Consider the following 25,537-nt stretch of genomic DNA (forward strand, 5'->3'; position numbering starts at 1 on the left):
CCATTGCTCGCACGTTATGCTTATCACCCATTCGCAAAGAAGAAGCTGGAAGAGTGCGTCTGCTGCTTGTACCCAACGCCAATACCGATGGTATTGAGCGAGGTGAAGGAATTGACCCTGACTTCTTAACCCTGACTCCCCCTGCTCCCCCTGCTCCCTATCCCCAGTACAAATTCAGCAGATCCTAGTTACTCCCCAGACGGCTGCAAATAAAATGGATAAACCAGACTCCGAGTATCATGGGAGTCCTTCGGATGATATTCAATAGTAATATTGACACGACCGCGAATGGGGTCAGGTTCTGTATAAACGCCATCTAGTACAATCCGAGGTTCCCACATTTTTATGGCTTCCTCCACATAAACTCGGATCAGCAAAAGAGTTTGGGTATTCATCGGTGCAAAGGCAAGTTCCGACAGGCGCGAGCCAAAATTTTGTCGGTAGACTCGTTCACCCACCTTTGTTCCGAGAATAAGCCCAATCGATTCTTCGATGTTCCGGATATCGGAACTGAGTTGCAGGCTTCCTTGTAAGTTTTCCCGTAATGGGAATGATAGTCCCCTACCCAGATAAGATCGGGGCTGATTATTTGTAATGTCTGCCATTTTTATAAATTTAGCGCATTAGGATCAGTGCTACCTTATCAGTGTCTCAAGAATTAAGCTTATTCGCCAAAACCTGAGTCCAGTTAAAGCTATGGAAGTTCATAATTCAGTCATAGGGGCAGAATTTGCACTCAAAAATTATGGAGTTGTTCTGCTCAAAGGAATCCTCGATACGGCTCAACTTTCCCTTGTTGCTCGATCCGCCACTCAATGTTTTTCTAGCATAGAACAGATTCTTCATGAGCAGGGCATCGAACAGGTCAGTGATTATCTTCCTTTCTACTATTTTTTTAATGCTAGATCCACCTCCGTTAGTCTGTTTGCCCTTGATGATTATCAAGTAACCCGTGCTTTCGAGACGATTTCTCACCAGATGCTGTCTATTTTAGTCAATTCTTTAGCTTATCAGATTTTAGCCCAGATGATGGATAACTCCCTTTTATTTAACCTTTCTCAATCTTGGGTCAGGAAACAGTATGCTCCCTCACACTATCATCCCTTGCATACCCCCCATAGCTGGCATCAAGATGGGGCTTTAGGAGTTACTTTTAACCCTTTATCGGATAGCAGTAATGACTATATCAGTGAACCGTTAACACCCCTAATTACCTGCTGGATACCGCTGACAGACTGTGGACGAAATCGCCCAGGTCTTCAGTTGATCAGGCGAAATCTCGATCAGCTTCTCCATTATGACTGTTTAAATGAGGTTAAACTCAGACAACGTTTTGCACCCGATGAGTTTTGGTCACCAGAAATGACCCTGGGAGATGTTCTGATTTTCCTCAATGGCACGCTTCACAAAACTTATGTTACTCAAGCTATGACTCAGGATCGAATTAGTATTGAATTGCGTGTAATGAGTGCTAACAAAATTCCCAAATGGATGAATCACAATGTATTTATCCCGTTAACAGAATAACCTCTTCAGAGAACAGTGACTTGAAATTGTCCAGGATTCATAATTTTAATCACACCGCCCCAACTACAGTTACAAACAGCAAAATCAGGGAGTGCCGGCATATTATTAATCTTTGTTTTAATTGCCCCAGGCTTCCACGGACCGACTGGAACAGGAATACAGGGCATAGGAGTTAATACCCCTAAAGCTGCTGCTGTTGCTGATGCCACGGCTGGATTGGCTATAGAGGTACACATGCCAAAAGGTGGTATATTGGCGATTGGAGCAAAGTCCATAATCGTAGCCGCTAACCTACCCTTCACTGATACAGGTGGACCTTTGGGAATCACAATTAACGAACTGGGTGCTACTCCAAAGGGAATACATTGGAGTGTTGCCCCCATACAAGTTTGCAACGGCATTGTTTATTCCTTGTTACTTTTAGTTTTGGGTTGCTTAACTTTTATCATTTGTTTTTCTCATTTTTCACCCTAGACTAATATTTAGAGCTGACACAGTAACCGATGTCTTGCCCCGAACTGATGTGGTCAAGCCACTCAGGGTAGTCGTGGTTGGGGCATCAATATTAATTCCTGTAGGACTGAGTTCTATCTTGTTACCACCTTGTTTGATAATAATGCTCATTTGTGACATTTCTATAGTGCTGCCGCCTACTCTTAAAGTAATATTCTGGGGAGCTTCTACATTAATGGTTCCCGTTGATTGCATTGTAATATTCCTGCCTTGATCTTTCATTTCATAAGTATGTCCTCCTTGAGTTTTTATGATAATTTTATTATTCTGATCATCTAAACGTACTTGATGACCATTTTTCGTTTTCGCTTCGATAAATTTATCACTATCATTTAAATATAAATGATGACCATATACTGTATCCAGATAAACTCCTTTCTTACTGCTGCCTTTATCCTCTTCGACAAACTGTAATGTATGACCGGTGCGAGTTTTCAATGTCCGCAGTCTCACCTTGCCATCCATGACACTATTCGTCACGGGTTCCGGCGGTTTATCCTTGCCATTCCAAACTCCGCCAATCACGTAAGGATGATGAATATCCCCATGTTCAAACGCCACTAACACTTCGTCATTAATTTCTGGCAAACAGTCTAAGCCTCGACTTGAACCCGCACCTGTTCCCACTACACGCGCCCAATAACTGGCGTGTTCTTCGGTCAAAGTAGGAAACTTGACTCTGACTCTCCCCCAACTATTCGGATCATTGTTATCAGTAACAATGCCTACGAGTAGTGTTTGTCCAGGTTGAAAAGGGGCTTCGTGGGATAGCAGAGGGGGAAAATTATCACCGCGTAATCCCCGTATCGTGAACTCTGTGGTGTAAACTCGTTCCTCGAATAGATGACGGGTTTCTGTAACGTAATACTCTCCGCTATACTTACCTATATCCTTCAATTTAATGACTCGCCCTGGTCGAATTTTGGGGTTTCCTTCAGCTTTCGCATCAGCCTGAACAAATTCTCCCCCTAATTCATCACAAATAGCTTGAGCAATAGTTCTCGCTTCAGGTGCATTGAAGACAGGTTGGTCTACTAAAATCATCTTGGGTGTGGGGGGCTTTCCTTTAAAACTGGTACTGGTTTTCGCACCGTCTCCGTAATCATTTTTAGTATGAACCTGTCCTCGATTCGCGGTTTCTACAATAGGTAGTTTTTGACTATAGTCCCAGCCTCGGACTTCAACTTCACTGACTTGTTCTGCACTACTGACTCTAACCTGAAAACTATGAACATCTTTAAGCCATTTCAGTTCTAGAGATTCATCGACTTTGGGTTTGCGGAAGTTTAATTTCCCATCCTGAACAAAGAACTCAAAGCCGTTGCGAGCGGCGCGTTCTCGTAAGAATTCGAGATTGGTCTGATTTTCTTGAAAAACATAGCCATTCGACCCATTGATATCTCCATAGCCATAAGGTCCCCCCGTCTCATCAATCTTACCTGTGGTTATCCCAACTTCCCCAGCAATTTTTTTCACAATATCGGTATCGGTCATGTTCTGAAACGAACGATTATATCGCCCTCGCCACAGTCGATGGGAAATATCATATCCGCGAATAATCATTGGGGCTTCGGAGTCACGGGTAAAGTTACATTCCATCGCCGTGATTTCCCCTTCGAGGACGTAGTCTTTCTCTTGCGCTTCAAACTCTCGGGCTGCGGTGGTACTTGAAACGAAACCTATCTTAATCGTTTTGCCAATTTCAAATAAGTCACCATGTCGCCAGGTTTGATCCTCCGTGCGCCCAGGAAAGTAATCATTCTTAATCACTAAGGTGAACATACCGGGAAGATGGAGGCTTTCTTCCAAAGCGATTTCAATAATGTCGTCAAGTAATGCTTGGGAAGCTAACTGACCATCAATGTTTAAAATCGGTTCAGCTACATAAGTGACAGCCATGGCTACCTCTAGAATGGAGACTTGGCACACAGTTGTGCCGCTGACTGGGACTTTACCCAGGGGAATTGATGTGATATACGGACAATTTAGGCAGAAAGCAGGGGCTTGGGAGTTAAGTTTCTAGTTTATTGCCTACCTGGTTTCTCTTGCCTTAATTTTACGTTTTGTAAACCAACATTAATAGCGGGTTTAAGATGAATGTAGCATTCATCTGTAAAAATTCAACAGGTAATGATGTTGACACTCCCCCGGCTAAAAGAGCGCGGGGGATTCTTTCTTCATAGGGAGGCAGAGTTTTACATCTTCCAGGATGTGACCTTTACCCTCAGAAAGCTTACCTACCGTGTGTCCCACGGCTTGCCTTTCGACTTCGCTCAAGGTTAACAGTCCTCTAATTTCTACTACTTGAGCGGCTGCAACATCGCGATCGCATTCATACCCGCAGTGCTGGCATTTGTGTACCCGTCTGGATAGCTTCTTTTTGCCTGTTTCTTTTAAGCATTTGGGGCAAGTCTGACTTGTTCCGGCTGCGGGTACTTTCTGGAAGTATACCCCACGCTTAAGACAACATTGGGATAGGATGCTTAGAAACTGACCCCAGCCTGCATCCAAACAGCTTTTAGCTAACATCCCACGGGCTAACCCCTTCAGGTTTAACTGTTCGGCAAATATCATGTCCGCCCAATCACAAAGTTTGTGGGCTAGCTCCCAGTGATAGTTCTTGCGAGTGTTTGCTATCCGCTCATGTAGTCGGCTTACTTTGGCTTGTGCTTTGGCGCGATTGTTTGACCCTAACCGTTTATTAGATACCTTCTTTTGCAGCGATTTAAGCTTGCTTTCCATCCGTTTAAATGGTCTGGGATTAGGAAACGTTCGTCCATTAGACACGGCGGCAAAGTGCATTAAGCCTACATCTATTCCTAATGATGTACCTGTTGGACTGATTTGAGGCGACGCCCTGAGCTTGCCGAAGGGTACATCCACCTCCCATCGCAGGGTTAGCTGTACATACCAACCGGATGCCCGTCTTACAATTCGTGCCTGCTTAATGATTGCATCATCGGGAATCGGGCGGGATTGCTTGAACTTGACTAATCCAATTTTAGGCAACTTGACCTGATTCCCTTGAATGGGTTCTTTTCCCATTGACGGGAACACGAATGAGCGCATCCGTCCAGCTTTCTTGTACCGTGGAAATCCTCTCCCATTTTCCCACATCCCCTCAAATGCAAGTTGTAACCGCCTGAGGGTTTGTTGTAGCACTTGTGAGTGTACCTGCTTAAGTGCAGGGATATTCTTTTTCGCTTGGGTGAGGGCTACCGCTTGACTGTTATACGTTGGTGCTGGTGTGTCTGCTGGTATGATGTACTCGCTTTTAATCGAGCAAGCGTTCACCGGACATTTACGACTATTAACCCAATGCTTGCGCTCACAAAGGGCATAGTTATAGATCCTCCTGCACTGCTCTAACCACTCCTCAAAGGTGGCTATCTGGGTGCTAGTTGGTTTTAATTTAAACTCATAAACTAAGGCAAACACTTGCTCGACCTCCTGCAATTGTCTCTATTGTATACACCTACTGGTCAAGTTTCATCCGGATTATTTGACTGGCAAATAAATTTGCTACCTGGACGGTTCGCTCGGTTTCATCTCCCAGCTATAGAGCATGGGAGTCTTCACCATCGCTTTTTCGATAAAAGGTCTGACGTGACCTAAACTGTTGTAGGCTCAGTGAGTTATTGGTAGGGGTTATTGGGTGCGATCGCGAAACCGACTCATATCTGTGTAGCTATCCTAACAGATGGATAGTCTCAACGCGAGAAACTTGGGTGATATCAAGTTGGGTAGTCCCCATCTCCCTCATCTCTAAAAGAAACCTACTGGCGTGGCACAGCTTATTTGATGAATTAGATGCGGCTTGTAGTAAGGGCATTAGTCCCTATATTCTGTTGGGTTTCCTATCGTCAACCCAACCTACAACCTATCCCACAATTTTAGCTGTGTCAGTCCATTACACCGTGTTACACTAGCGCCCACCACTCTGACGTTGGTTACCACTCGGTTGGGGCGTTCCCATTCCCGGTTGAGAAACAGACTCATCAATCTCTTCCAAGGTCAGATTAACCGAAACTCGGACGGGTGTCCCATCTGGCAGAAACATGGTCAGGTTATAATCAACTTTTGTAACAAAACAACGAATATACTCCTGGGAACCCCAGGTAAACACATAAGTTGGAGGGCGTTTTTCCTTCCCTTCCCCCGACTCGGCAAAATTCACCGCTTTCTCAAAGGGTTTCAAATGACGGAGAACAGTCTCACCTGTCTCATAAGTATCAAAAATAATGTCGTTAATCGAGAGGGTAACGGGTTCAGGATAAGCAAAGTTAACCTTGGGTAATCCTCGACCCGTTCGCGCTCCGCTACTTTTTGTTAAATTAATTTGCTGGCTAAACGCCAACTGGCTGGGGTTGAACATGAAATCAATCGTTCCCCCACCATCTGTGGAAATAAGCTGGGCTTTAACAAGTTGTGACATGACTGATTACCTCTGACTCAGTTTTTCCGGCAATTGTCAATGGCTTCACCTCGTCTTACGCTGAGTTTTCCAGAATGACTCTTACTGACTATTCTACCAGAGGGTTCAGACAAGGGCTTGCCAGTGTTTAGGGTGAGCAGCCAATCTTCTTCCAGGATTCAATTAAAGTTTTGCGCGATTATTTTAAGTCTTGTTAAAATGTTTCGGTGGAACATCTCTAAGGTTGTGATACGGTTGTGTCCAATAATTTCACGTAAGCAATGGGGAGGACAAGGGGCCAAAATACCGTAGCGATGCCAACGGTGAGGAAAGATAAGACTTTTTGCTGAGGAGATAGTCCCGCTCCTTTTTTGAGAAAGCGTAACCAAGCTGCCGATAAATAAAGCGCAACCAATACGTAAAGACTAACAAGCAAAAGTTTCATATTCAAACTCCAGGTATGAATCCAAACAAGTCTTCAAATTCTAAGTGATTATAGCAGATGTCTATTAAGTTGGCTAATCATTACTTGATTGTCAAGTATATCTGGATGAGTTGTGAAATAGCCATCATGGCTGGGTCTGGTTTCCCGCCTCATCTTTCTTCACGAATCATTGGGATTGGCTCTATTAATGTATTCTGTGTTAATAATCTGGAATCCGGGCAGTATTGAGTTTGTTAGATACAGTCTTTTTGATCCATACTCCTAATCTTTTTAAACTGGTTCAGCAGAACCTTTCGACGGCTTTGATACGGTAGCGTTTAATAACTTGACGTAAGCAATGGGGATGACAAGGGGCCAAAATACTGTGGCGATGCCAATGGTGAGTAACGATAAGAGGTTTTGCTGAGCAGACAGTCCTGTGCCTTGTTTGAAAAAGCGTAACCAAGTAACTAATAAATAAAGCGAAATAAGCGTATATAGAGTGACAAGCCAAAGGTTCATAGAAAAACTCAAGATGTAGATGAAACTCGGTGAATCAGATTCTAGATTTTGAGAGATATCTGATTTGTTTTGAATGTTCAGATTATCCTTGATTGTCTAGAGGTATTTTGTGTTACATGTCTTTAACTCCAGTGATATTCAGAGGGCAAAGTTGTGAGGGATTGAGGGGGGGACTGTGATAATTATCCTGAAATACGATGATGAAGATCACAGTCAAATCCGGGTTGCCTATCTTCTTTATCATCTAGTCCAAGAAGGCAGAAATAACTGAACCGCCAACATCTCCCAGACGCGCCCTGGCGCGTCTCTACATGCTCCCAGACGCGCCATGGCGCGTCTCTACATCGCTGATTTTAAGGTTTAACCACCTGATTGAAAATGGTGCTTTGAGTTAAAATGGTAGACTCGAAGGGTGATCGCTGTGACTATTCCCCCATATCGTGATCCGATTTTAGACTTGAGATTGTAGCCGCTGTGCGGATGGGGAAAGGACAGGTTTGCTTGAAATGTTATTGGTGTTATCTCGATTGCACGCCTAAATCCGCTCCAATAAGCGCTTGATGGGTTTATTCCCAAGCCCAATTAATCATTCATCCTGGATAGTTTAAACGTCAGAAATTCCGATGAACATAACCTGGAATCTTTCTCCGTTAGGACGATATTTTTTCAACGTCTTAGCCCTGACGCTAATTTATATCGCCACTGCTCAAATTTTTAGCCGTCAGGATATTATCCCCCTTCTCTGGATTCCCGCCGGAATTAGTCAAGCCGCCCTGTTGTTACTGGGGCGCAATCTGTGGCTGGGTGTCGCTTTGGGAGAATTGTCTCGGGCTTTATGGAGTGGAATTCCGGGAACTGTTGCGATCGCCTCCTGTTTAGGCTGTACCCTACAAGCTTGGGGGGGTGTGACGTTGGTTCAATTCTGGGATATGCATCCAGGGTTAAACCGTCGCCGGGATGTGGTTAAATTCCTGGTGGGTATGGTTCTATTATCCTCCCTGGTGAGTCCCACTATCCGTTTGCTGGGTGAACGATTAGGGAGTGAAGGGAGTTCAGGGGATTGGCTGCTGTTGTGGTTGAGTAACGCCATGGGACTTTTAATTGTTACACCTGTATTGTTAACTCTGGGTTATTCAATGATCCACTCAAAGGTTACTATCAATAGCGAAAAGAAAGTCTCATTACCCGCCCCTAGAAACCATTTCCGGGAAGGTTGTAAAGGATCAACAATCATTTTGCAAGTTGGAGTCTGGCTGATTGGATTGGGAATAGTGAGTGGTTTGGTGTTTGGTGTCTTCTCCATCCCCGCCAATTCCGCGATAGTCGTAACCGAAGATAGTATAACCGCTTCTAATCCAATCGGAGTCCAATTTCATCAACAACTTGCCACTCAGTTAACAGAGTGGTTGTATCAGTTTCTAGGTCAGGCTGACTTAAAGTATTTACTATTTCCTTTCATCTTATGGGCAGCCCTGCAATGGGGTCAACAGATAACCGCATTGGGTATCATGGTTGTGGCAAGTGTTGCCTTTTGGCAATCAGCTGAGGCGTTTGAATCGCCTAATTGGGTTATTTTATCCCAAGATGGGTTTATCGCCGTCTTTGCCATCACCGCCCTCATTGTCGCCGCTACGATAACCGATCGCGCCGCCGCTTACCAGGAATTATGCGATCGCGAAACTCATTCTCGCCATATCTTTGCACGTCTCCAACAAACCTTTGAGGAACGAACCGCCGCCCTGAAAGCTGCTAATCGCCAACTTTTGGCGGAAGTGGTGGAACAAAAGCGGATGGAGAAGGCGCTGCGAAAAAATGATCAACGCCTCTCCCTGTTGGTTAAACAAACTCCCCTGGCGGTAATTGAATGGAATACGGATGGGGAAATTGTTGATTGGAATCCCGCCGCTGAAACCATTTTTGGCTATCATCGGGACGAAGCCTTGGGTCATCCTTCCACTCTAATTGTGCCACCGGCTGCCCAAGCCCACATTAAACAAATTAAAGCCAGACTTTGGTACGACAAACAAGTTGCTCGTTCCTGTAATCAGAATATCACTAAAGATGGCAGAACGATTGTTTGCGAATGGTATAATACTCCTCTAATTGATAACCACGGTAACCTCTTGGGTATCGCCTCTATGGCATTGGATATTACCCAACGCCAGGAAACCCAAACCGCTTTACGCGAAAGTGAGGAACGGTTTGCCCTAGCGATTCAAGCCAATGATAGTGGACTCTTTGATATTAACGTTAAAACCAATACCTACTATTATTCCCCCCAATTTCTTCATTTAATTGGCTATCCCGAAGATGACGATAGTCCCAGCTTTGATGAATTGATAGCGCGGGTTCATCCAGAGGATCTCTCTAGGGTAAAAGCCACGATGGATCAACTCTTTAGCGGCGAACTTTCCCAATGGAAATTAGAGTTTCGCATGGTACACACTGATGGATCAACCCCTTGGTTTTTATCACGAGGATTGGTACTACGGGATAAACAGGATAAGGTGACACGAATTGTCGGGACGCATACTGATATTAGCGATCGCAAACAAGCAGAAGCGGCGTTACTCGAAAGAGAGGAACAATTCCGCCAACTCGCAGAAAATATTCGGGAAGTGTTCTTTTTAACCACGCCCGATTTAAGCCGCATGTTTTATCTGAGTCCAGCTTATGAGGAAGTCTGGGGACGTTCCCGCGAAAGTCTTTACGATCAGCCGATGACCTGGTTAGATAATATTCATCCCTATGATCGCGATCGCGTTGCCGAAGCTTTAGGCAAACAACTGCAAGGAGAACAAGACTTTGAAGAAGAATACCGCATTTTACGCCCCGACGGGAGTGAACGTTGGGTTTGGGTGCGGACGTTTCGGGTGTTCAACGAAACGGGTAAAATGAACCGCATTGCTGGGATTGCCGAAGATATCACTGAACGCAAACATTCCGAAGCTGAATTGCGTCGCCAAACCTTACAACGGCAACTCTTTGCCGAAATTACGCTCAAGATTCGCCAATCCTTACAACTGGATGCTATCCTGCAAACTACAGTAACCGAAGTGCGCCGGATCTTGCAAGTTGATCGGGTAGTAATCTACCAACTCAACGCCGATGGAACGGGGGTAATCATGACTGAAGCCGTGGTTCCTGGCTGGACACCGATTCAAGGACAGGAGATTTACGATCCCTGTTTTCGGGAAGGCTATTTAGAACAATATCGCCAAGGGCGTATTCGCGCGATCGAAGATCTCTACCAAGCCAACCTGGAACCCTGCCATATCAAACTCTTAAAACCCTTTGGCGTTAGAGCCTATTTAATTGTTCCTATTTTACAACGAGACAACCTCTGGGGTCTATTAATTGCCCATCAATGTAGTGGTCTGCGACAGTGGGAAATGTTTGAAATTGAACTGTTGAGTCAACTAGCGGATCAGGTAGGAATTGCCCTCGCCCAGAGTCAACTTTTAGAAGAACAAACCCGAATTAGTCAACAATTAGCCGAAAAGAATCTCCACCTGGAACAAGCCCGCCAAGAAGCCGAATCTGCCAATAATGCCAAAAGCGAATTTTTGGCAAATATGAGTCATGAACTCCGCACACCCCTCAACGGTATTTTAGGCTATGTCCAAGTGCTCAAACGCGAACCCCATCCTACCGCCAAGCAACAGCAAGGACTGAGTATCATTCAACAGTGTGGCGAACATCTGTTAACCCTACTTAACGATATCTTAGACCTGTCTAAAATTGAAGCCCGGAAAATGGACTTATGTTTAAGCGAGTTTCAGTTCCCCCATTTTCTGGAGGGAATTATTGAAATGGTTCGCATCCGGGCTGACGAAAAAGCTATTGCCTTTCACTATGAACCCCTCTCCCCCCTACCTAAAATTGTCCGGGGTGATGAAAAACGACTGCGACAAGTGCTAATTAATCTGTTGGGGAATGCAATTAAATTTACGGATCAGGGGAATATTACATTTAAAGTTGGCTATGTCTCAGCCCCTCAATCGGAGACGGAATCATCCCGAAAAATGCGATTTCAGATTCAAGATACAGGAATTGGGATTGCTGCTGAACAATTAACCAATATCTTTTTACCATTTCATCAAATTGAAAATCGGAATCGACAGGTGGAAGGAACGGGATTAGGATTGGCGATTAGTCAACGGTTAGTCCAACTCCTTGGCGGCGAACTTCATGTAGAAAGTTATGTTGGTCAAGGAAGTACCTTTTCTGTCGATTTAGATTTACCCGCCGTCTCTCCAGACCCAGCAATAGATGTCGTAGAAGATCAAATTATTATTGGGTTTCGCGGTCATCGGCGCAAAATCTTGGTTGCCGATGATCAGTGGCAAAATCGCTCAATTTTCGTCAATTTATTGTTACCCTTAGGGTTTGAGGTACTTGAAGCCATCAATGGTGAAGACTGTCTCCAGCAAGCCCAAGAAGAACACCCCGACGCGATTTTAATGGATTTGATGATGCCAAAACTCGATGGATTAGAGGCGACGCGACGGTTACGAAAAATTCCTGCGTTACGAGATATCGTAGTCTTGGCGATTTCAGCTAGTGTTTTTGGGGAAAAACAACAGCAATCTATTACGGCAGGTTGTAATGATTTTATCGGGCAACCTGTACAAGCCAAAACCCTCTTTGCTACGCTGCAAAAGCATCTAAACTTAGAATGGATTTATGAATCCACTGAAGCACCCAGTAGTGTTTACCCTGGGGAAAAACTGCCCGAACAAAAACCAGAGGTTTCGATTACTGCTTCAGAGATTGTCGCGCCGCCCCTAAAGGAAATGACGATTCTCTATGAATTAGCCATGATGGGTGATATCAAAGGGATTAGTGAGCAAGCGGATCAATTAGAAAAACTCGATCCGCAATGGGTTCCATTTGCCAAGAAGCTGCGCCGCTTAGCCAACGGGTTTCAGGAGAAACAAATTCTGGAGTTTGTGAAAAGATACATGAATGACGAATGACAAATAACAAATGATACATGATAAAGAGACGATTCTCATTGTTGATGATAATCTCACGAACTCAGAAGTGCTGTTAGATTTTGTGAGTGAGGCGGGGTTCCAGGTTATCGTGGCAAGGGATGGTGAAAGTGCAATCAAAAAAGCTGAATTAGAGCATCCCGATATCATTTTGCTGGATGTGATTATGCCGGGAATTGATGGGTTTGAAACCTGTCGGCGTCTGAAAGCTAATCCAGCTACCCACGATATGCCGGTAATTTTTCTCACAGCACTGTCTCAAACGGCGGTTATTATCAAAGGATTTGAATTAGGTGCGGTTGATTATATTATTAAGCCCACCCAACAGGAAATTGTGTTGGCACGAGTGAACACCCATCTGACGATTCAAAAGCTACGCCGGAATCTGCAAGTCCAAAATCAGCAACTTCAACAAGAGATTCAGCAGCGTCAGGAGGCTGAGGCGAAACTGCAAAAAGCGAATGCTCAACTGAAGCGTTTGGCAACGTTAGATAGTTTAACTAAGGTGGCGAATCGGCATCGATTTGACGAATATTTTAACCAAGTGTGGCGGATTGCCAGACGAGAGCAATGGGTGTTGTCGTTGCTCTTATGTGATGTAGACTATTTCAAACTCTACAATGATAGCAAGGGTCACCAAGCTGGGGATGAATGTTTGTATCAGGTGGCGCAAGCGATGAAACAGGTGGTAAAGCGCCCCGCCGATTTAGTCGCCCGCTATGGAGGAGAAGAATTTGCGGTGATTCTACCCAATACCCCAGCCAAAGGCGCATTACAAGTTGCTCAATTCATTCAGACGTCGCTGAATCAGTTAGGTTTGACCCATCCGCGATCGCCGATTAAGAATGCTGTCACATTGAGTGTGGGGGTATCTAGCACTGTTCCTTGTCACCACACCTCTCCGGAAGCGCTGATCAGGGCGGCGGATCAAGCATTGTATCGAGCAAAAGAAACGGGACGCGATCGCACGGTTTTTATGCCACTCGACGATCCTGACAATCACAGTGTATGCTCAATACCTTCAGCCTCTGGCTCCTTACCGAATTGATCACTCCGGGTGTAGGGGTGGCTCTTGAGAGGAAAACAGGGAATCTTCTACCGGGGACAAAGTAACTTCCAGAGTAGGGCTGCGATCGCCAAATCAAAGCAACCAATCTTCCATTATACCACACGAAGCCAGCTACATCGTTCATAGCAAGTTCACCAGAAAATGAACCATGAACTATGAACTATGAACTATGAACCAAACCACTTTAACCCCGATGAATGATGAACAGTTATTACAAGGCGTCATTGTTATTGTCGATGATACTCCCCATAATCTCGGTGTCCTCTTTGACTTTTTAACCGATTCTGGCTTCAGAGTTTTGGTGGCGCAGGATGGACAAAGCGCTCTGCAAAAAGTCGAATATGCCAAACCCGATCTCATCTTACTGGATGTAATGATGCCAGGGATTGATGGCTTTGAAACCTGTCGCCGCCTGAAAGCGAATCCAGCAACTCGAGATATCCCAGTAATTTTTCTGAGTGCGCTATCTGATGCTGTCGATAAAGTCAAAGGCTTGAATCTGGGAGCAGTAGACTTTATCACCAAACCCGTGCAGCAGGAAGAAGTCAAAGCCAGAGTGACGACGCATCTAGCACTTCGGAACCTGCAAAAGCGGCTAGAGGAGCAAAATCTGCAACTCCAAGCCGAAATTCAAGAACGACAACGAGTAGAAGCTTCCCTGCGCCAAGCGGAAGAGAAATATCGCAGTATCTTTGAACGAGCCACCGAGGGCATTTTCCAAGCCACTCCTGAGGGACGCTACATCACCGCTAATCCAGCCCTAGCCAAAATTTTAGGCTATACCTCACCCGAAGATCTGATGAAACAGGTGAGGAATATTGGAGAGCAACTTTATGTTGAACCCACACGCCAGGAAGAGTTAGCCGCTTTAATGCAGCGCTATGATACCTTATCCGATTTTCAGTCCCAGGTTTATCGTAAAGATGGCAGCATTATTTGGATTGTGGAAAATATCGATACGGTTAAAGATGAAGCGGCTAAACTCCTTTACTACGAAGGGACAGTATCCGATATTACCGAACAAAAACAAGCCGAAGTTGCCCTCAATCGCGCCCGCAAACGCGCCGAACTGTTACTTTTGAATATCTTACCCCAACCGGTGGCGGAGCTGTTGAAGCGGGGTCAGCACACGATCGCAGAAAGTTTTAAAGGGGTAACGATTATGTTTGCCGATCTGGTCAATTTTACCAAATTTTCCACTCAAACCTCACCCACCCAACTGGTTGAACTGCTGAATCAGATTTTCTCCAAATTTGACCGACTGGTTGAGGAACATGGCGTGGAAAAAATTAAAACGATTGGCGATGCTTATATGGTGGCGGCGGGACTACCTCGGCGGCGTCTGGATCATGCTCAGGCGATTGCACAGATGGCTTTAGATATGCAGCGAGCCATTACTGAATTTAACCAAGAGACTGGAGAAAATTTTCGCCTGAGGATTGGGATCAATAGCGGTCCTGTCGTCGCGGGTGTCATTGGCATCAAGAAATTTAGCTACGATTTGTGGGGTGATACCGTGAATACCGCTAGCCGTATGGAATCTCACGGTTTACCCGGTCGCATTCAAGTAACCCGGGCAACCTATGAATTGCTCAAAGATGAATACGACTTTGAGGAACGTGGTGTGATTCTGATTAAAGGTAAGGGAGAAATGACCACCTATTGGCTCAAGGATAAAAAAATTCAGTAGACCGAAACGTTAAAACATTACCCAGATCCATCAACCTGTGCTAATATCTGGGATAATATTCACATTATTTCGATCTCCTAATGAGCAAGGTTCTGGTGTTAAACGCCTCCTACGAACCGCTCAATGTCACCAATTGGCGACGAGCGGTTGTCTTGATGCTCAAAGGCAAAGCGGAACAAATTGAACACAACGGCAAATATATCTACCCAGAGTTACCGCTACCCACCGTTATTAGGTTGCGCCATTACGTTCGGGTTCCTTACAAAGAAATTCCTTTAACCCGCCGCAATATCCTCTACCGTGATAGTCATTCTTGTCAATACTGCGGATACACGGGTGATGATTTAACCCTCGATCATGTGATTCCTCGTTCTCGACAAGGGGGAGATTCTTGGGAAAACATTGTCACCGCCTGTGTGCGTTGTAATGTCAAAAAAGGGAACCGAACGCCTAAGGAAGCCAACATGATGTTGCGACATCAACCCCGCAAGCCATATAGCAGTCTTCACTTTGAGGTGGCTAAACAGGTTAAAGGTGGAGTTCATCAAGAGTGGCGAAAGTATGTGATTGGCGTTTGACATCCTCACCACCCTACAAGGACGGTGATTCCCTACCAGTCAAACAGTGATAACTGAATGTACTCAAGGGTGGGTTGACAGCTCATCACACAGTGCCTCATACGAGGTCTTACACGCGCTCAGGAGTCCGTTTATAGTCGTGGATATGCCCTACCCGTACAGACGCTTCAAAAGCGCGTCTCTACAATAATTACTGAGGCATTATCATCCCGGTCGTGTTCTTTTCCACAGTTGACACAGACAATTGTCCTGACTGATAAGTTCAGTTTCCCCCAGCGATAACCGCATTCAGAGCATACCTGACTGGTGGGTTCCCATCGGCACCAACAGCTAAATATCTTGCCCGCTATGGAATCCAACCCGCTGAAATCTGCCAATAATAACGCTCTACACAATAAAGCATCAGGTTCGGATGGGAGTGATGGAGCTTCACGACAACAGAAAGCTTCCCCAAAAAATCCTAATAACCGCAGTAGTAGTAGCCGCGAACCTCGGCAGCATGTTGATGCTTCCGAAACCAAAATAGGAGAACTGCAAAAGGTTTTAGATCGTCACAGTTCAGAACGCCAGCTTATTGTCATTCAAGATTTTCCTGATCCTGATGCTTTATCGAGTGCTTGGGCGTACCAGTTAATTGCCCAACAGTACAATATCCAATGTGACATTGTATATGCAGGAACTCTGTCTCATCAGGAAAACATCGCCTTGGTCAAACTGACCAACTTGCCAGCTAAGCGCTGGGGGATTCAGACATTGAAGGATCGGGATTTTTCGGTGTATCAAGGTTGTGTTCTGGTTGACAACCAGGGAACCACAACCCAGTTAATGCCCTTTGTCAAACAAGCAGGTATCCCCATTGTTGTCCTGATTGACCATCACAATCCTCAGGGTAATCTGGAAGCAGAATTTGCCGATTTGCGACCTCAGACAAGGGCAACCGCCACTATCCTCAGCCAATACCTGCAAAAGGGTTTACTCAAGCTTGATAGTAGTATTAGCACCCATGTCAAGTGCGCCACAGCACTCATGCACGGTTTACGTGCCGATACCGATCGCCTGATGCGGGCGAAGGAAGAGGATTTCTTAGCGGCGGCGTATTTGAGCCGTTTCTATGATGTACAGTTGCTCAATGCTGTCCTGCAAACGGCGCGATCGCGACGAGTGATGGATGTGATCGAGCGATCGCTGAAAAATCGCATTGTCCAGAATAATTTCTCGATCGCGGGAGTGGGCTATTTACGTTACGATGACCGCGATGCGATTCCTCAAGCTGCTGACTTTTTGGTGACTGAAGAAAATGTCCACACGGCTGTGGTTTACGGTATTGTCCACAACGAAGACGAAGAAGTCGAAGTAGTAATTGGTTCCTTGAGAACCAATAAAATTACCCTTGATCCCGACGAATTTATTAAAGAAGCCTTTGGTCAAGACAATCAGGGACGATTCTTTGGTGGCGGACGCATGACCGCCGGCGGCTTTGAAATCCCCATTGGCTTTTTAGGTGGCTTTAATGATAATACCGAATTCACCAAGCTCAAGTGGGAAGTCTTTGATATTCAAATCAAGCAAAAACTCTGGCGCTTAGTTAATCCCAAAGATAATTTGATTCACACTGATTAAACAAGTGTGGCTCTCCACCATTGCAGGCGATCACGATTTTTGTAGGGGCGGGTTTAGGGATTAACATTGATTGTTTCCGACAACTGTGATGCAAAACCTGCCCTTGTTTTATTGGGTGAGGGCAAAAAATTCAATAGCATCATCAATAAAATCTTGATTGTGTTCCTAGAGAACCTTACGATCTTAATTTTCAGGACAAAATAAAAAACGGATGACGATAGACCTGTACTTGATCCGTCATGGCATCGCTGCCGATCGCAAAGACTATCCGAACGATGAAGATCGTCCCCTGACGAGCAAAGGGCGCAAGAAGACAACCAAAGTCGCCAAGCAACTGCGCGATCGCGGTTTGCATTTTGACCAAATATTGACCAGTCCCTTAGTCCGAGCGCGAGAAACCGCCGCGATTCTGCAAGAGGTAGGTTTGGGTGAGCAACTCGACGAATTTACCAGCCTTGCGCCTGATGGGGATATCAATACCTGGGTCAACTGGCTACAGAAGTGGCGTCAAAACCGGAACAGAGAAAGCTGTTTGGCGTTAGTCGGTCATCAACCGGATTTAGGCAATTGGGCAGAATTGTTGGTTTGGGGAGAAGCAGGGGAAAAACTTGTCCTCAAGAAAGCGGGCGTTATCGGGTTAAACCTGAAAGAAACGGGAGTTCCTCTGGGTCAAAGTGAGCTATTTTTGCTCACGTCGCCAAAATGGCTGATCTAGACGATCTTTAAGAATTTTTGTAACACACATTACTAATCTGACAGTTTCTGGTAAGTTAGCCTGAGAACACTTCAAACGTATTTGGTAGTTCTATGACTGTCTGTGAGTATAAACCAGGTTTAGAAGGCATTCCCGCGGCCCAATCCAGTATCAGCTATGTTGATGGAAAACAGGGGATATTAGAGTATCGAGGTATTCGGATTGAAGAACTCGCCACAAAAAGCACATTCCTAGAAACCGCCTATCTGCTGATATGGGGTGAGCTACCAACTAAGGATGAGCTAGAAGCGTTTGAGACGGAAATTCGTTACCATCGACGGATTAAATATCGGATTCGGGACATGATGAAATGTTTCCCGGAAACCGGACATCCGATGGATGCACTGCAAGCGTCTGCAGCAGCATTGGGTCTTTTTTACTCGAAACGCGCTCTCCCAAATCCCAATTACATCCGGGAAGCCGTTGTCCGCCTGTTGGCGAAAATCCCGACAATGGTAGCAGCATTTAAGCTGATGCGGAAGGGGAATGACCCGGTGAAGCCGAACGACAATTTAGACTATTCCGCTAATTTTCTGTATATGCTCACTGAGCAAGAACCTGATCCCTTAGAGGCTCACGTCTTTGATGTTTGCTTAACACTCCATGCTGAACATACCATGAATGCGTCTACGTTCTCAGCCATGGTGACGGCTTCGACGCTAACTGACCCCTATGGGGTGATCGCATCAGCCGTAGGTACCCTAGCCGGTCCCTTGCATGGGGGAGCGAATGAAGAAGTGATTACGATGCTCGAAGAAATTGGCTCAGTGGGAAATGTTCGTCCCTATCTAGAGGATTGCTTGCAGCGCAAGTCAAAAATCATGGGATTCGGTCACCGTGTCTATAAGGTCAAAGATCCGCGAGCTACAATTCTACAGCATTTAGCCGAACAACTGTTTGAGAAGTTTGGTTCGGATAAATACTACGAAATTGCCTTAGAGTTAGAACAGGCGGTTGAGGAAAAACTGGGATATAAAGGGATTTACGCGAATGTAGATTTCTATTCCGGTTTGGTTTATCGCAAACTTGGTATTCCCACCGACTTGTTTACCCCCATATTCGCGATCGCACGGGTAGCCGGTTGGCTGGCGCACTGGAAGGAACAACTGGCAGAAAACCGGATTTTCCGACCCACCCAGATTTATACTGGCGATCACGAGGTCGCTTATGTTCCTATCCATGAACGGCAATCACAAATCCCGTTAGTGTAAAACAGGTAGATCGCTTCTCCCCAAAACTAGAGTGAAAGGAGGAGCGATCGCTATTTGTTACCGATGGTTTCGTGGAGAAAGTAAACGGAAGAGGATGATATCTTTGACAAATGGTTTATCAACGACCCAGATTAGTATCATCGGTGAAGGCTATCAAAGCGCAGATGAATTTGGATTAGTTGAACCCAATCAACAGGCGACTCAACAAATCATCCCCTTAGCCTATTGGCTGATTCCTTTTGGATTCATTGCTGGTTATGTCTTCAATGTCCTAACAGGTATCGCAATTTTTACCGGCGTGAGTAGCCTCATAAGATAACTCTCCCCTACGACAGAAGCGCTTTTCCGGCTCTTTGTTTAAAGTTAAGTTCAGTAAAGATTTGGGTCACTCCATTAGCTAGCTCCAAGAGCCAACGACAAGTCGTTGGTGAATTGGTGAGTACCCTTGATAATGAGAAGGATGAACACCTATGACAGCCACACAAACAAACAATAAACTTTATGATATCGATCAGATTCGCCAGCAGGCGCGTCAATCTATTGAAGAGGGAGCCGTTACTGAAGATTATCCCCTAAACCGCGAACAAGCTTGTCAGTTCCTCAACGAAGCGCTAGCCACGGAAATTTTATGTGTAATGCGCTACCGTCACCATCAGGTTATTGCTAAGGGAATTAATTATCCTCAAGTTGCTGCGGAGTTTGCTGAACACGCCGAGCAAGAACAAGAACATACGATGATGCTCGCCGAGCGTATTGACCAGGTTGGGGGTGATCCCGATTTTAATCCAGCGACAATCATGAATCGCTCATCGACTGAGTATGGTAGCACGGGTGCAAATATTGAGTTGACTCAATTGATTAAAGAAGATTTAGTAGCCGAGCGGATTGCCATTGAAGTTTACCGCAAGCTAGTCGGCTTTTTCGGTCATGCTGATCCCACAACTCGTCATATACTCGAAGAAATTCTACAAGACGAAGAAGATCACGCCAGTGAACTTGCCGATCTGCTAGCGGCTATCGATCCCAGAACTAAACCTAGCTAATCGATTAGTTCTGTCTGGCGTGCGATCGCGTAACTTCAGGTAAAATGTATCCCGTGCTACCAAAACACAAATTGGGTGCGGGATTTTTGCCTGATGCCTAAAATAATATAAGTCGAAAGTCCAAATTAAAGTAATTGACTCCATTCTGGAGATTGAGTCAACATCACCCATTGCCCGTAACCGCCTTCATACCCATAGTCAAATAAGCTGCCTTGATCGTAATCATAGGTGCGTTTAGTATTATCTAGAGTGCCATCTAATCCACTCGGATCTAACAATAACATTTGACACAGCTGTTCTTGAATTTCTTTTCGCAAGAAAATCTTAGAGCCATAGGTTCGTTGCAGTTGTTGATAGGTTTTGTCTACTGCCTTTATCAATAAAGGAGCCGCGCAAAAGTAGCGACAGCTAAAGTTTTCGGATTTTCCTTCTGATTCGATTACCGGTGGTGATAAGCCGCGTAACCAGTTGAGTACACCAGTGACACTACTGTCACTAAAGGCGATTTCACTAGCAGACAGTTCAAATTTATGGGCAGCGGCTTCAATCACTTCTCCAACTAAGGATTTTTTCTCCGTAGGTGATAACACAACTTCTTTTCGCAACCAGAGTTGCTGCACAACTGTCCCATAAGCATAGGAGAATCGTTTGTCAGGTTCTTCTCGATGTAGGTGATAAAGTTGTAAATGGAAAAAATCACCCAGTATGTCAGGATTTGACTGTTGGATATGAGCCGCAACTTTGCCGAATGGGGTTAATTCAGGTGGATTTGTTTTAGAAAGGATTGAAATGTTCCGCAAGAAGGGGAAGATGAGTTTTTGTAAAACGGTAACTCCTATATAACATCTTGCCGCTAATTCTTCAAGGTCTGTCTCCTGATTGTTAAAAAACTCAAGAATCGCCGCCACTCTTTCTAAGGTTGTATTCTGTTGTAGGTGTAACGTTAATCTCTTTCCCATTTTCGCCTGCCAATGTGTCTAACCACGCCGTAAGATTGTGCATGATTCGGTAGTTACGACTCGTTCTTAATTTTTCAATACTTTGGCAAAAAGAACACGAATGATTAGTAGTTTTTTTGAGCTGTTCTAAGGCAATTTTTGTCGTCTCAATACCACGTCTTTTCGTTAGTTGGATTTGAGCGGTATTGGGAAAAAAAATCGCGCCAAATCCTCCGGCTTTCCACCAGGTCGTACTATCTAAAGTATGGGGGATTAGTTTATGGGAGCGGAGACGATTAAAGCTACTTGGACTACCGATACCAAAACAATGAACTTTCATTCTATGTTCACTAGCGATATCCAGAACCGTTGAGAACATGGCTAAACTTTCTTGGGAGAGCATATTCACACTGCTGTTCGGACCTGAGGTTCCCCAAGATCCAAAGCCGACTGTCGTAATGCCCGTCTGGTTATATGTTTCCAGACAACGGCTGATTTGCTCTGGTGTGCGTCCATGGACGGGTGCGATCGCGCGTTCTTGGATGTATGCGGGCATTGTTTGGAAAAATCTGGTGCAATAGTAGAGCGTCTCTCGGACTTTATATTCCACAAGCTGATCGGAATCCGTCGAGAGCGGTACACTATCTGGCAATACATATCCATCTGCCCACTGATTATCACGATACAATTGGTCTAATTTATCTAATAATTCCTCATAAGTTATTTTCCCTTGCTGCACCTGATAAGCCCCACAATCGAGCCAGATTTCTTTAATTCGCCCCTTTTCTTTTTCGTGGCGCAAATACGTCATTGTCGAAGCTGGACAAGCTAGGGGTGAAGTGAGAACGTCTTGAAATGGATTACGCGGATCACCACCGATATCCCAAAGTTCAAAAAGACGCTTTATATCGGAACCTCCAGCACTCAGAGATGCGACAAATTTAGGATGGCTTGGTGTCGCCTCTGGGAGTTTCTTTTCCCAAACAACTAGAGGACGATGCTTACCGGGTTCGATCGCCACTCGAGTGAAGCCTAATCGCCAGTAAAAACCATTCGCCTCTGAATCGAGGGGACATTTAAGGCGCAATGTTTCCATACTACAGGTGCGGCTATGTTCCTCCCACAGAGTAACCAGAGAACGCCCCACCCCTTGTCGGCGATATTCCGGGGAAACACAAAGATGATAAAGCGTAGAAATCTTATCGCGCCGATGATGAAAGTGCAAAAACCCCTGAAGACAACAGAGAATTTCATCGGAGTTGATCGCCGCCGCTAGAGTCGCCCGATTGACAAAGCCTAGTTCTTGCCGATGGGCATCTGCCAGGGCTTTAATCCGGGGCAAGTCTTCTACTTTCGCCAATCCAACCATTGACTCTAGGGATTTAGTCGGCACGCCTACCTCTCGTAAACAACAGAATTGGGCAAATTTAGCCGTTGCTGTTATGTCAATTTAACACGCTGGGTTCGTCGTTGCGCTGTCTTCGCCAAAAAAATTCGGTGTTATCGTTGTCCAAATCTTGAGCTAGAATTCATAATAGAAACAACTAGACCCTGATTTTTGCCGTCCCCATGAGTTAACAGAGATGGCGAATTGATTATTGCGGTAGGACTCTACAGTGATTAAGAGTAACCCGCCTTCGGCAAGTCAATAGGGACTGAAACTCGGTCATGGCAAATTACACTGAATGGAACCAAGCGTTAATATCTTACTTCCTCAAAGGGGTGCCACGGGGAAGCAAGATTTATTTGAGCGTTGACGATGATGTACTTGATCGAATTGGTCAAGGCTTTTTTTTAACCCTTTCTGGCTCGGATAATTGGAGTGATGACTTTCAGGAAGCGATCAGAAAAGCCGTTATTGTTGACAAACAGGTTAATCTGAATCCTATCCAAGGACGAGATGAAAACGATAGTCCTAATTGTGTGGCTTTTCTCGGAGCCTGCGTTTTAACCGCCTACCGCATGGCGAATGAAGAAGAAATTTCTCAATTGAATTACTTCAAACGACTGCGAGAAATTTTGCCTCTCCCAGGTTCTCTGCGTCCACAGGGCATGAAATCGGGTAAAGAGGCAGAAGAACCCCTGTGGAAAGCTTGGAATTATTGGCTATGGGAGCAGGGATTTCAGCCTTCTGCTTACCCAGGAAGGGGTTCACAAAAATATATTAACTATCCGATCTCTCAATGTTTACTGCGACAGGCTGACAAAGATAAGCTGCAAGTTTTATTTGCCACCAAACAATGGACGGTTCCGTGGGATGCTCAGACACTGTTGACTCAGATTCGTCGTGAACCCCTTTCCCATCATTTACGGGAATTGGTAATGGAAAATAAACAACGGACGGAAATCGTTGCCGAAGTCATTCATGAGGTGTATCAGCAGTGGCAAGTTCAAGGGTGTCCCGCAACACCGAATAAGGTTGGTCATACCTGGAGTCCCAATCTTTTTGCTGGATTGTATCGCACCGAAGACCCTTTCTTTGGTCAAGTTGACTATTATCTTTATCCTAAGCAACAACGAGGGCGACAATTAGAGTCGGTACAGGTTGAGTATGAAAATGGGACTCAAGCCTTAAGTGAGGAGCGTCCCGGATGGTACTTACCTATCGGTAATCCGCTCAGGGTAGATGACTTAGAACAGGGACTTAGATGTTCAGTAACTTCTCCGCCTGAACTCGATCAACTCATCCTTCCAGCTCGTGATTTTTGGCTACTCATTCCTGATGCCGAAAATCCTGACTCCGGCGTTTATGCCTCTTGGGGAACGCCAGCATTGGGTACACCTTTTATCTTACTTTGTAAGCAGGAACTGTTGAACGATATTTACAGTTTGCAGGATGAGCGTTTGTTGGCATGGAGTGGTGAACCTCAACCGATTGCGGAGGATTCAAATTGGGTAGAACTGACTCAATGTTTGGTTACATCTCAAGCCTATGATGGGGTGTCTATTGATAACCAAACCCTCAAAGATGCGTTGCAGCCAACAGTCCGGTTATCTATCAGCTTCTCTGGTGGTTTGCGGGTTCCCAATCAACGCGGATGGTTGGAGGGACATCCGCCTCATGTTACCGTTTTTGGCTTTGCTCCAAGGGTTGAACTGGAGGTGAGCAACTTGTTGAATGAGCAAGTCATCGTGACGCGATCGCAGAAAACGAACCAACCCCTACCCCTGAAGTTACCGGGAACGGGATTGTATTTAGTTAGAGCGACTTATGGGAATGAGTCAGCAGAGCGATTGGTGAGAATTTTGGACTGGAACAGTCTGGAAGTTTCTGAACCCGAACGTCGGGAATTTATCAATATTGGAGATAAATACTCCGTATGTGGCAGTATAATTATGCCCATTCCTTGATTAATCTAAACGATAAAAAGGCTATGGCAAATGTTCAACGATGGTATGCAGGGTTCTCCTACAGAGGCAATGTTAAACAACTGGTGGATAAAATTTCGGAAAAGGTTTTAGAGCATGACTTGAGTGAGTTTGTGCCACTGGTGCGAATTGAAAAAGGAGCTAAACGTCGGAGCTTCTATTTTTTTATCGCGGTAGAAACGCCTCAACCTGGGGATTTTCCTGAACCTGTGCAGTCTTATTTAATGCCACTGCCTTTCTTTAAATCTCCGATTAAAGGTCGATCCAGTTTCCGCTATGACGAAATTAAACGGATGGTTGGTGCTGCTCATCATGTTCATGATTACACAAATCCCATTCCCTACAAAATTGTTGAATCTGACTCAAATGACGATCCTTTCCAGATCATACCAACATCGACAACTCAGGAAATACCGGATAATGAAGCAATTTCTCAACGGTATCAACAATTGCTCTACTGGCTATCGGCTACGGGGAAGGGTACATGGGAATTATTTAAAAAAGCTTGTCAGGCGCTGGAACTTGAAGCCCCTGGTCGCATTTTGCGGCGACTAAAACTGTTAGGACATATTGAGTCTTCTGCGGATGGAAGACACTGGTCAGCAGCAGCAACAAGTCTTGTTCAAATTGAGTCTCAGTCGGAAACAGCAAAATTTATCCTCTGTGGTCAACAAACTGGACACCTGTTATCTGTGTTAAAACAGTACGCCCCGGTTAATGTGATTCACCACCCGAATCGCGAGGGGCTACCCCTTCAACGAAGTAAGGGGTAGGGGGATAGCGGAAAATGCGAGGGGTCAATCCCCGAAGTATTTTCAATCTCTCTCTTTCTATCCCATGTAGTGGTATAGTTTAGCCATGAAACAAG

23 protein-coding genes are annotated in these 25,537 nt (G+C 45.2%); 13 read left to right on the top strand and 10 right to left on the bottom strand.

Translation table 11 applies throughout. The features are described 5' to 3' along the window. The coding region (locus RIM23_RS22430; protein ID WP_446369462.1) for a hypothetical protein at positions 1-188 on the top strand (188 nt) is incomplete at its 5' end. Here RIM23_RS22430 and RIM23_RS22435 read toward each other — a convergent pair. Further along, positions 189-605 carry a GPW/gp25 family protein gene (locus RIM23_RS22435; protein WP_446369464.1) on the bottom strand — a complete coding sequence of 139 codons (417 nt, stop codon included), beginning with the start codon at positions 603-605 and terminating at the stop codon, positions 189-191. A gap of 91 nt (positions 606-696) precedes the next feature. On the opposite strand from RIM23_RS22435, the gene RIM23_RS22440 reads away from it, so the two are divergent. Then, entirely contained in the window at positions 697-1,527 is an 831-nt protein-coding gene (locus tag RIM23_RS22440; RefSeq protein WP_446369466.1) for a hypothetical protein, read from the top strand. Between the two features lie 5 nt (positions 1,528-1,532). Here RIM23_RS22440 and RIM23_RS22445 read toward each other — a convergent pair whose 3' ends face one another. From RIM23_RS22445 to RIM23_RS22470, 6 genes are all read right to left on the bottom strand, one after another. Then, entirely contained in the window at positions 1,533-1,928 is a 396-nt protein-coding gene (locus RIM23_RS22445; protein ID WP_446360538.1) for a DUF4280 domain-containing protein, read from the bottom strand. 64 nt (positions 1,929-1,992) lie between these two features. Further along, on the bottom strand, positions 1,993-3,939 hold the full coding sequence (locus RIM23_RS22450) for a VgrG-related protein (protein WP_446369468.1): 1,947 nt from the start codon (positions 3,937-3,939) through the stop codon (positions 1,993-1,995). 252 nt (positions 3,940-4,191) lie between these two features. Continuing rightward, entirely contained in the window at positions 4,192-5,478 is a 1,287-nt protein-coding gene (locus tag RIM23_RS22455) for an RNA-guided endonuclease InsQ/TnpB family protein (protein ID WP_446369502.1), read from the bottom strand. 487 nt (positions 5,479-5,965) lie between these two features. Then, complete coding sequence (locus tag RIM23_RS22460) at positions 5,966-6,475, bottom strand: CIS tube protein (RefSeq protein ID WP_446369470.1); 510 nt, start codon at positions 6,473-6,475, stop codon at positions 5,966-5,968. A gap of 217 nt (positions 6,476-6,692) precedes the next feature. Continuing rightward, complete coding sequence (locus tag RIM23_RS22465) at positions 6,693-6,899, bottom strand: hypothetical protein (RefSeq protein WP_446369472.1); 207 nt, start codon at positions 6,897-6,899, stop codon at positions 6,693-6,695. Between the two features lie 270 nt (positions 6,900-7,169). Then, complete coding sequence (locus RIM23_RS22470; protein ID WP_446369474.1) at positions 7,170-7,400, bottom strand: hypothetical protein; 231 nt, start codon at positions 7,398-7,400, stop codon at positions 7,170-7,172. A gap of 623 nt (positions 7,401-8,023) precedes the next feature. Here RIM23_RS22470 and RIM23_RS22475 point away from each other — a divergent pair. The 4 genes from RIM23_RS22475 to RIM23_RS22490 all read left to right on the top strand — a co-directional run bounded on the left by RIM23_RS22475 (position 8,024) and on the right by RIM23_RS22490 (position 15,734). Then, positions 8,024-12,379 carry a PAS domain S-box protein gene (locus RIM23_RS22475; RefSeq protein WP_446369476.1) on the top strand — a complete coding sequence of 1,452 codons (4,356 nt, stop codon included), beginning with the start codon at positions 8,024-8,026 and terminating at the stop codon, positions 12,377-12,379. A 10-nt stretch (positions 12,380-12,389) separates the two neighbouring features. Then, positions 12,390-13,445 carry a diguanylate cyclase domain-containing protein gene (locus RIM23_RS22480; protein WP_446369478.1) on the top strand — a complete coding sequence of 352 codons (1,056 nt, stop codon included), beginning with the start codon at positions 12,390-12,392 and terminating at the stop codon, positions 13,443-13,445. 190 nt (positions 13,446-13,635) lie between these two features. Further along, positions 13,636-15,156: an adenylate/guanylate cyclase domain-containing protein gene (locus tag RIM23_RS22485; RefSeq protein WP_446369480.1), complete on the top strand. Its 1,521-nt coding sequence runs from the start codon at positions 13,636-13,638 to the stop codon at positions 15,154-15,156. 80 nt (positions 15,157-15,236) lie between these two features. After that, the gene (locus RIM23_RS22490) at positions 15,237-15,734 is read left to right on the top strand and encodes an HNH endonuclease (RefSeq protein WP_446338114.1); all 498 of its coding nucleotides are present in this window, start codon (positions 15,237-15,239) and stop codon (positions 15,732-15,734) included. Positions 15,735-15,901: 167 nt separating this feature from the next. Here RIM23_RS22490 and RIM23_RS22495 read toward each other — a convergent pair whose 3' ends face one another. Beyond that, on the bottom strand, positions 15,902-16,129 hold the full coding sequence (locus tag RIM23_RS22495; RefSeq protein ID WP_446369482.1) for a zinc ribbon domain-containing protein: 228 nt from the start codon (positions 16,127-16,129) through the stop codon (positions 15,902-15,904). Between RIM23_RS22495 and RIM23_RS22500 the strand changes: the two genes are divergently transcribed. The 5 genes from RIM23_RS22500 to RIM23_RS22520 all read left to right on the top strand — a co-directional run bounded on the left by RIM23_RS22500 (position 16,083) and on the right by RIM23_RS22520 (position 20,362). Continuing rightward, complete coding sequence (locus RIM23_RS22500; protein ID WP_446369484.1) at positions 16,083-17,354, top strand: DHH family phosphoesterase; 1,272 nt, start codon at positions 16,083-16,085, stop codon at positions 17,352-17,354. The genes RIM23_RS22495 and RIM23_RS22500 overlap by 47 nt on opposite strands. 211 nt (positions 17,355-17,565) lie before the next feature. Beyond that, positions 17,566-18,069, top strand: a complete 504-nt coding sequence (gene sixA, locus RIM23_RS22505; protein WP_446369486.1) for a phosphohistidine phosphatase SixA — start codon at positions 17,566-17,568, stop codon at positions 18,067-18,069. A 92-nt stretch (positions 18,070-18,161) separates the two neighbouring features. Continuing rightward, positions 18,162-19,319 (top strand): citrate synthase, encoded by a 1,158-nt coding sequence (locus RIM23_RS22510; RefSeq protein WP_446369488.1) that lies wholly within the window; start codon positions 18,162-18,164, stop codon positions 19,317-19,319. Between the two features lie 103 nt (positions 19,320-19,422). Beyond that, positions 19,423-19,638: a hypothetical protein gene (locus RIM23_RS22515; RefSeq protein WP_446369490.1), complete on the top strand. Its 216-nt coding sequence runs from the start codon at positions 19,423-19,425 to the stop codon at positions 19,636-19,638. 151 nt (positions 19,639-19,789) lie between these two features. Continuing rightward, a complete protein-coding gene (locus RIM23_RS22520; RefSeq protein WP_446369492.1) occupies positions 19,790-20,362 on the top strand; it encodes a ferritin-like domain-containing protein in 573 nt (190 codons plus the stop codon). 125 nt (positions 20,363-20,487) lie between these two features. On the opposite strand, the gene RIM23_RS22525 is transcribed toward RIM23_RS22520, so the two are convergent. Together RIM23_RS22525 and RIM23_RS22530 are read right to left on the bottom strand one after the other, a co-directional pair. Further along, complete coding sequence (locus RIM23_RS22525; protein ID WP_446369494.1) at positions 20,488-21,321, bottom strand: hypothetical protein; 834 nt, start codon at positions 21,319-21,321, stop codon at positions 20,488-20,490. Further along, positions 21,254-22,693: a GNAT family N-acetyltransferase gene (locus RIM23_RS22530; protein WP_446369496.1), complete on the bottom strand. Its 1,440-nt coding sequence runs from the start codon at positions 22,691-22,693 to the stop codon at positions 21,254-21,256. The genes RIM23_RS22525 and RIM23_RS22530 overlap by 68 nt, the downstream gene beginning before the upstream one ends. Positions 22,694-22,968: 275 nt before the next feature. On the opposite strand from RIM23_RS22530, the gene RIM23_RS22535 reads away from it, so the two are divergent. Further along, complete coding sequence (locus tag RIM23_RS22535) at positions 22,969-24,651, top strand: hypothetical protein (protein ID WP_446369498.1); 1,683 nt, start codon at positions 22,969-22,971, stop codon at positions 24,649-24,651. A gap of 23 nt (positions 24,652-24,674) precedes the next feature. Continuing rightward, complete coding sequence (locus RIM23_RS22540) at positions 24,675-25,442, top strand: hypothetical protein (protein WP_446369500.1); 768 nt, start codon at positions 24,675-24,677, stop codon at positions 25,440-25,442. Positions 25,443-25,537: the final 95 nt, after the last annotated feature.

The sequence above is a fragment of the Coleofasciculus sp. G3-WIS-01 genome (genome assembly GCF_040223135.1).
In the GTDB taxonomy this organism is placed as follows: Bacteria; Cyanobacteriota; Cyanobacteriia; order Cyanobacteriales; family Coleofasciculaceae; genus Coleofasciculus.

Coding starts and splice junctions, on each gene's coding strand:
- RIM23_RS22435 (WP_446369464.1), bottom strand. CDS start 605: ATGGCAGACATTACAAATAATCAGCCCCGATCTTATCTGGGTAGGGGA.
- RIM23_RS22440 (WP_446369466.1), top strand. CDS start 697: ATGGAAGTTCATAATTCAGTCATAGGGGCAGAATTTGCACTCAAAAAT.
- RIM23_RS22445 (WP_446360538.1), bottom strand. CDS start 1,928: ATGCCGTTGCAAACTTGTATGGGGGCAACACTCCAATGTATTCCCTTT.
- RIM23_RS22450 (WP_446369468.1), bottom strand. CDS start 3,939: ATGGCTGTCACTTATGTAGCTGAACCGATTTTAAACATTGATGGTCAG.
- RIM23_RS22460 (WP_446369470.1), bottom strand. CDS start 6,475: ATGTCACAACTTGTTAAAGCCCAGCTTATTTCCACAGATGGTGGGGGA.
- RIM23_RS22465 (WP_446369472.1), bottom strand. CDS start 6,899: ATGAAACTTTTGCTTGTTAGTCTTTACGTATTGGTTGCGCTTTATTTA.
- RIM23_RS22470 (WP_446369474.1), bottom strand. CDS start 7,400: ATGAACCTTTGGCTTGTCACTCTATATACGCTTATTTCGCTTTATTTA.
- RIM23_RS22475 (WP_446369476.1), top strand. CDS start 8,024: ATGAACATAACCTGGAATCTTTCTCCGTTAGGACGATATTTTTTCAAC.
- RIM23_RS22480 (WP_446369478.1), top strand. CDS start 12,390: ATGATACATGATAAAGAGACGATTCTCATTGTTGATGATAATCTCACG.
- RIM23_RS22485 (WP_446369480.1), top strand. CDS start 13,636: ATGAACCAAACCACTTTAACCCCGATGAATGATGAACAGTTATTACAA.
- RIM23_RS22490 (WP_446338114.1), top strand. CDS start 15,237: ATGAGCAAGGTTCTGGTGTTAAACGCCTCCTACGAACCGCTCAATGTC.
- RIM23_RS22500 (WP_446369484.1), top strand. CDS start 16,083: ATGGAATCCAACCCGCTGAAATCTGCCAATAATAACGCTCTACACAAT.
- sixA (WP_446369486.1), top strand. CDS start 17,566: ATGACGATAGACCTGTACTTGATCCGTCATGGCATCGCTGCCGATCGC.
- RIM23_RS22510 (WP_446369488.1), top strand. CDS start 18,162: ATGACTGTCTGTGAGTATAAACCAGGTTTAGAAGGCATTCCCGCGGCC.
- RIM23_RS22520 (WP_446369492.1), top strand. CDS start 19,790: ATGACAGCCACACAAACAAACAATAAACTTTATGATATCGATCAGATT.
- RIM23_RS22525 (WP_446369494.1), bottom strand. CDS start 21,321: ATGGGAAAGAGATTAACGTTACACCTACAACAGAATACAACCTTAGAA.
- RIM23_RS22535 (WP_446369498.1), top strand. CDS start 22,969: ATGGCAAATTACACTGAATGGAACCAAGCGTTAATATCTTACTTCCTC.
- RIM23_RS22540 (WP_446369500.1), top strand. CDS start 24,675: ATGGCAAATGTTCAACGATGGTATGCAGGGTTCTCCTACAGAGGCAAT.